We start from the raw sequence: 6,387 nt of genomic DNA on the forward strand, positions 1-6,387 counted from the left end.
CGGCCACCGGGTCGGCGACCATGCAGGTCACCGCCATCAGCACGGCCATGAGGCCGCCCAGCCATGCCGGTGGACGCGCTTGCGGGCCCCCTGGTCTGATCCTCGTGCCGGCCTGGTGCATCCTCATCGCGCATCCCCCGATTGACGCTCACTGTGATGGGAAACCGGGCCGGTCGCGACGGTTCTGGCGCGGTGTCCGCCTCGGCGTCCGACCCTCCGGACGCGGTGGCGGGACCAGCCCTTGTGGCTTTTCGTGATCAGATCATCGCTGACGGCGATTCTGGCGGACGTCAAGCAACGACATTCGATCAGTCCGGGTTGCCCAACTAATGATCATCAAAATCGGAGAACGCCACCCATGCCGACACCGCCCGTGAAGGCGTGGCATGCCGGGGCCGGGCTGGGGCCGGGGCCGGGGCTGGGGCCGGGGACGGGGAGCGGCCCGCGACGAGGCCGGTGGAGGTCACCGGTTCCTCGGCGCGGGCCGCCGGCGGCTCGTCAGGAAAGGACGATGCCGCTGTAGTAGTGGGTCAGGATGGTCCGGAAGCCCTGGCCCGCGTTCGCGAGGTCACGCGAGCCGTACTGGGACATCCAGTCCCCGTCCACCCAGGCTCCGCAGGCGGTCGAGGTCGAGCAGTAGTGGGCCATCAGGATGCTCCCGCTCCGGGTCATCCGCGTGGACCAGGTGCGCTGCACGGCGGCGGTCGTCGAGGACTGGGCCGTGCCCGGCTTGTAGACCTGGTCGCCGGTGTCGTCCCGGACGTCGTAGCACTGCCCGCTCGACGTCTTCCGGGTCGAGTGCAGCGCCCAGTACCAGGCGTAGCTCTTGACGGCCATCGCCCCGGCGTCCAGCGACGCGCTCGGCCAGCTCGGTATCCACTCGTTCGGGAGGACGTTCTCGACGTAGGTCTGGAAGCCGACACGGTCGACCCGTCCCAGTCCGACCCGGTACACCAGGATCGTGCTCGGCAGGGTGGTGTTGCTGCCGTCGGTCTGGCATCCCGTCGGCCCCGACGCGAGGAGCTGGTGCGAGGCGTTGTTGTTCTTGAGCGTGGCATTGAGATTGCCGCTCGCGCCGGGGGCGAAGTCCTGGCTCGCTCCGCCGTAGCCGCTGTTGTAGTAGACGCGGACGGTCGAGCCCGTGCGGTTCCATACCGAAGCCGCGTTGTTCTTCACGCATACGCCTTGGCCGGCGCCCGCGCTCTTGAAGTCGTAGCAGGACGGCTGGGTCGTCCCGTAGTCGGAGATCGACCCGGTGAAGTCGGAGAGCGAACCGGCCAGGTCGCTGTTGTAGTAGTAACAGAATTCGCCGCTGTCGCAGACGCCGTCACGTCCCGCCGCGGACACCGGGCCCGCCACCGCGGCGGCCCCCGCGAAGGCCGATCCGGCGACGGCGAGAATGGCGAGCGCCTTTTTGAGGAAGGTCATTCCAGGCTCCTAGAAGTGGAGCATGTACTGGAAGTCGGACTGGGCGCTGCTGACGTGGAGATGGGAGCGCGTCCCGTACGCGAGCGGGTTGTTCCAGTTGTACTCCTCGACGTCGAACGAGCCGTCGGAGTAGACCCTGTTCACGTACGCGACGTGGCCGACCTTGTGGACGTCGTTGACGGCGATCGCGCCGACCGTGGGCGCGGTGTTGACCGACACGCCGACCCGGCGCGCGGCGTCGTCCCAGGTGCCGGCGTTGCCCCAGGTCGTCCCGCCCCACGAGTTGCTGAAGTTCGGGACGCCGAGCCGGCTCGCGATGCGGTAGGCGGCGAACGCCGTGCAGTTGTTCTGCGCGAAGCCCCGCGCGTTTCCGTCATAGTCGTTGCGCGGCGTCTCCCCACCCGAGGTGCCCAGGAAGAGGTGCGAGGCGTTGTTGTTCTTGAGAGTGGCATTGAGGTTGCCGCTCGCGCCGGGAGCGAAATCCTGGCTGGCTCCACCGTAGTTGCTGTTGTAGTAGACGCGGACGGTCGAGCCCGTGCGGTTCCATACCGATGCGGCGTTGTTCTTCACGCATACGCCTTGGCCATTGCCGGCGCTCTTGAAGTCGTAGCAGGACGGTTGCGTCGTCCCGTAGTCGGCGAGTGAGCCGGTGAAGTCGGAGAGCGAACCGGCCAGGTCGCTGTTGTAGTAGTAGCAGAACTCGCCGCTGTTGCAGACCCCGTCACGACCCGCCGCGGAGGCGTGGGAGGCGGTGGCCACAAAGGGGACGGTGATGGACAGCGCGGCGCCGGCAATGGCGAGCGTCCTACGTACGTACGACATTTTTCCCTCTTTCGCGGAGTGATCGGCCCTTGGGGGAAGTGGCCGATGATCGGGGGCGACGATCGGAGGGTGGGACCGAACGGGACGGGGATCGGCAGGGGGCGGTGTCCGGCAGCGAGCGGTGCTCGGCAGGGGCGGTGTTCGGTGAGGGCGGTGTTCGGTGGGACGGTGGCGCTTCGGGCGCCCGGTCAGTGCGTGCGCTGGTAGTCCTCCCAGGTCTGGATGGGGATGCGCGGCCCGTCGTCCGGGGCGCGGTTGGCGAGGCCGTTCATGCCGAGGTAGTAGTCGCCGACCTGGTGCTGGGCCTCGGCGGCCAGGTCCGTGTCACTGATCGCGGCCGCGTGGATGTGCCACGGCCAGTCGCCCTGGGTCGGGTTGCGGACCCAGGCGGCGAACCCGACCTGCCGCAGGACGCGGGCGACGTTGGTGCGGGTGGTGGCGGACATGCCGTCCACGTTGACGTCCACGACGCCGCCGCCGTCGTGCGTCCCTGCGGACGTCGGGTCGCCACCGGGGTTGTAGGAACCCTGGTCCAGGACGAGGGTGAAGCCGAGCAGCCGTTCGGCCTCGGTGAGCATCGCCTGGGTGCGGGCGTCGACGGTGTACCCGTCGCGCTGGACCTTCGCGCCCGCGCCGATCGTCCGGATGACGGTGAAGCGATTCTGCCCGAGCGTGGTCAACGACGTCTTGCCGGGCAGCCCGTTCGCGTCCAGGCCGCTGTAACCGAGCGAGCGCTGGAAGGCCGCGTACGCGGAGATGGTCGTCGTCCCGAAGTAGCCGTCGACCCAGCGGGCGTCCAGCAGTCCCTTGGCCTGCAGCGCCTGCTCGACGGCGAGGACGGAGTCCTTCGCGCCCGGGGTCAGGGTGCTGTCGGCGCGCCGGGGGTCGATCTGGGCGGCCAGGACGGTGGCCTCCATGTCGACGGCCGGCAGCACGGTGACCTGGGGGGACGTCCCCTTCGGGGCGGCGGCCGACGCGTGCGCCGCGCTCAGGGCCAGGCCGCCCGAGACCGTGGCGGTCGCGAGCAGTGCGGCGAGGGCGCTCCGGGTCTTGATCATCTTCATGTGCGGGGGTGTTTCCTTCCGTTCGGGGAGAGGGCGTGTGTCAGGAGAGGAAGGTCAGCAGCGGACGTCGGTGGCGGCGCTGGCCCGGTCCGGGTACCAGCCGACGGCGACGGTGCACTCGCTGAGGGTGGCCGCGCCCGCCGACCATGCTTCGACGACCTTGCCCGGGCAGCGGAGGTCCACGAGGTGGCGGCCCGCCGAGTCGACGGTCGCGATGGAGACGCAGACGTCCCAGGTGCTGTGCGACGAGCGGTAGCCGTCCCACACGTACATGTAGCCGTAGTTCTTCCCGCAGCCCTTGAACTGCTTGACCGACGCGAAGGTCTGGCCGTCCAGGTACACGTACGCGGTCTGGCCGATCTGGACGGTGCTGGAGCAGCCGGGCGCCTGCTCGGCGTGCGCCGCCGGGCTGAGGAAGCCGAGCGCCAGCGGGGTGGCCATCGCGGCGCCGAGCGCCGCACGGGTGACGAACCTCATGACAGGGTCCTTTCGGGTGAGGGGCAGCCGCACCGCGGCCCGGTCGGGGGACCGGGCGGTGCGAGGACTCTCCCTTTCGGAGGCCGGGCCCTCCAAAGATCCAGGAGGGGGGTTCCGAAAACCTGCCGTCGCGCTTCCTCTCGGCTACCGCTGGGCGTGCGAAGGGGAAGCGTTACCTTCTGCCTCCTACCGTTCGGCTACCGGTCCCAGCGCGGCCATGAGCCGGTCCAGATCGTCGGCGGCCGACCGGTTTCCGATCTCGCGATAGATGGTCCGGGCCGTCAGGTAAGACGCGTGTGCCTCCTGGTCCCGTCCGCACATGCGCAACGCCTCCGCGAGCCACGCGTGCACCTGCGCGAGGAAGTGGGGGGACGGCGACGAACGTCCCAGCTCCCGCGCGCTGTCCAGGTGGACGATCGCCTGCGCCAGCGCCCGTTCGGCCAGGCCGAAAGCCTCGTCATGATCACCGAACCGGGGGCCGCTCCCGTATTCGTGTTCGGGCTCAGGGGCGGGGGCGGGATCATGGCGGGGCTCGAACTCGGCCTCGGGCTTGATGATCGCCAGGTGGCGCGCAGCCATGGTCTGCTCAGGGGACGTTCCGCAGCGCGCGGCGCGGTCCAGACTCCGTCCCATCACGGCGGCGGATTCGGCGAATCGCTCCTGTTCGTCCTGGTCAGGGACGAGTTCTCGTTCGGGGCGGACGGCGGTGAGGCCGTCAGTGGCGCGTTCCAAGACATCCCGGGCAGAACCGAGGGCGGCGGACGTCTCGCGGCGTCGCCCGGCGGCCCGCAGGACGGAGGCGCGCGTAGCGAGGGCTTCCGCCTCCGCCACGTGGCAGCCGAGGTCACGGAATGCCGTCACGGCGAGTGCCGCTTCCCGCAGCGCGCCGTCGATGTCGCGGTGCGGCAGGCACCGCGCCAGGCCGAGGCGCGTGGTGGCCTCCCCGATCGCGTCCCCGGCCTCCAGACAGAGTCGCAAGGCCATGCGGTGCGTCCGCTCCCAGTCGCCGTACTGGCCTCTGACCTCGAAAAACTCCACCAGGTGGTGGCAGATGCCCCAGGCTGTCGCGGTCAGGCCGCCTTCACACGCCTGCGCGACCGCCATGCTCAGCGCGTGGCGTTCCTCGTCGTACCAGAGCAGCGGCTCCGAGACGATCTCTTCCGCCTCGCTCTCCGACAGGCCCGAGTAACCCTGTATGGCAGACGCCGGGGGCGCGTGGAGAGTCCACCCCGAAATCGCCATCGGAGCGGATTCCGGGCTCGCTTGAGGAGCCGAATGCCATGACAGACGCGTTCCGGTGCGGGCGGCGCGGGAATCGGCCAGGCGTGCGAGCCGCAGCCAGGCGTCACTGACGCGAGCCAGCGCGGCCCGCTGGAGTTGCGGCGGTTCTTCGGCCAGGCACTCCCTCGCGTACAGCAGCACCAGGTCGTGGAAACGGAGGCGCAGCCGTCCGCCCCGACCGCTTCGCGCGACTTCGAGGAGCTGAGCGTCTATAAGCGCCTCGACGAGATCCTCCGCCTCGCCGACCGGCACCCCCAGCAGCGGACCGAGGACCCACGCCCCGAACTCGGGGACCTGGACGAGGCCGAGCAGGCGGAAAGCCCGACGCTGCGCTTCGTCCAGGCCGTCGTGGCCGACGGCGACGCTCGCCCGCACCTCCAGGTCGCCGAACGCGAGCTCGTCCAGGCGGCGGTGTTCGTCGGCGAGCCGGGCCGTCAGCCGGGAAAGGGGCCAGTGCGGACGGCTGGCCAGGCGGGCCGAGGCGACCCGCACCGCGAGCGGGAGGTGGCCGCACAACCGGGTGATCTCGCGGGCCTCCTCCGGCTCGGCGGCCACCCGCTCCCGGCCAACGATGGCCTCGATGAGCCCGACGGCCTCCTCGGTCCCGAACACCTCCAGGTTCAGCACGTGCGCGCCGCCCAGCCCGGACAGCCGGGACCGGCTGGTGATCAGCACCGAGCAGGTCGGGGAGCCGGGCAGCAGTTGCCGCACCTGCGCCTCGTCCGCCGCGTTGTCGAGCAGGAACAGCATCCGCCGTCCGGCCGTCCGCGACCGGAACAGCTCACCGAGCTCGTCCGGGTCCCGGGGCAGCGCGCCGTCCTCGACCCCGACCGCCCGCAGGAACCGGCGCAGGACGTCGTGCGGGTCGGTGGGACGGGAGTCGTGTCCGCGAAGGTTCACGTGCAGGCGGCCGTCCGGGAAGTCCGGTTCCATGTCGTGGGCGGCCTGGAGCGCGAGGGCGGTCTTCCCGACCCCGCCCTTTCCGGAGACCACCAGCACCGGGACGGCGAGGCGCTCCGCCGCGTCGCGGGCGAGCCGCGAACGGACCCGGTCCATCTGCGTCTCGCGGCCGGTGAAGTCACCGATGGCGGCCGGAAGGTTCACCGGCCGGGGCGCCACCCGGCCGGGCGCAGCGTTCCGGGACGGCTCGTCCGGGCTCGAACGCACTTCCGCGCCGGACGGCGTCACCACGAGTCCCGCGCGACCGCCGTCCAACGGCGACACCGCGAGCGCCGAGCCGCCGTCGAACGGCGTCACCGCGAGCGCCGAGCCGCCGTCGAACGGCGTCACTCCCAGTCCCGGGCCGGTGTCGAAC

The 6,387-nt window shown here is 70.7% G+C and carries 5 protein-coding genes; all 5 read right to left on the minus strand.

The window, feature by feature from the left end; translation table 11 throughout:
* Window positions 1–498 precede the first annotated feature (498 nt).
* On the minus strand, window positions 499–1,428 hold the full coding sequence (locus tag AB0J52_RS22595; protein WP_500183899.1) for a peptidase inhibitor family I36 protein: 930 nt from the start codon (window positions 1,426–1,428) through the stop codon (window positions 499–501).
* A gap of 9 nt (window positions 1,429–1,437) precedes the next feature.
* Window positions 1,438–2,250: a CHAP domain-containing protein gene (locus AB0J52_RS22600; RefSeq protein ID WP_500183901.1), complete on the minus strand. Its 813-nt coding sequence runs from the start codon at window positions 2,248–2,250 to the stop codon at window positions 1,438–1,440.
* Between the two features lie 188 nt (window positions 2,251–2,438).
* Window positions 2,439–3,314, minus strand: a complete 876-nt coding sequence (locus AB0J52_RS22605; RefSeq protein ID WP_500183902.1) for a peptidoglycan-binding domain-containing protein — start codon at window positions 3,312–3,314, stop codon at window positions 2,439–2,441.
* Between the two features lie 54 nt (window positions 3,315–3,368).
* A complete protein-coding gene (locus tag AB0J52_RS22610; protein WP_500183905.1) occupies window positions 3,369–3,791 on the minus strand; it encodes a hypothetical protein in 423 nt (140 codons plus the stop codon).
* A gap of 186 nt (window positions 3,792–3,977) precedes the next feature.
* The coding region (locus AB0J52_RS22615) for an ATP-binding protein (RefSeq protein ID WP_500183907.1) at window positions 3,978–6,387 on the minus strand (2,410 nt) is incomplete at its 5' end.

This window comes from Spirillospora sp. NPDC049652 (genome assembly GCF_040675125.1).
GTDB lineage: Bacteria > Actinomycetota > Actinomycetes > Streptosporangiales > Streptosporangiaceae > Spirillospora.

Coding starts and splice junctions, on each gene's coding strand:
- AB0J52_RS22595 (WP_500183899.1), bottom strand. CDS start 1,428: ATGACCTTCCTCAAAAAGGCGCTCGCCATTCTCGCCGTCGCCGGATCG.
- AB0J52_RS22600 (WP_500183901.1), bottom strand. CDS start 2,250: ATGTCGTACGTACGTAGGACGCTCGCCATTGCCGGCGCCGCGCTGTCC.
- AB0J52_RS22605 (WP_500183902.1), bottom strand. CDS start 3,314: ATGAAGATGATCAAGACCCGGAGCGCCCTCGCCGCACTGCTCGCGACC.
- AB0J52_RS22610 (WP_500183905.1), bottom strand. CDS start 3,791: ATGAGGTTCGTCACCCGTGCGGCGCTCGGCGCCGCGATGGCCACCCCG.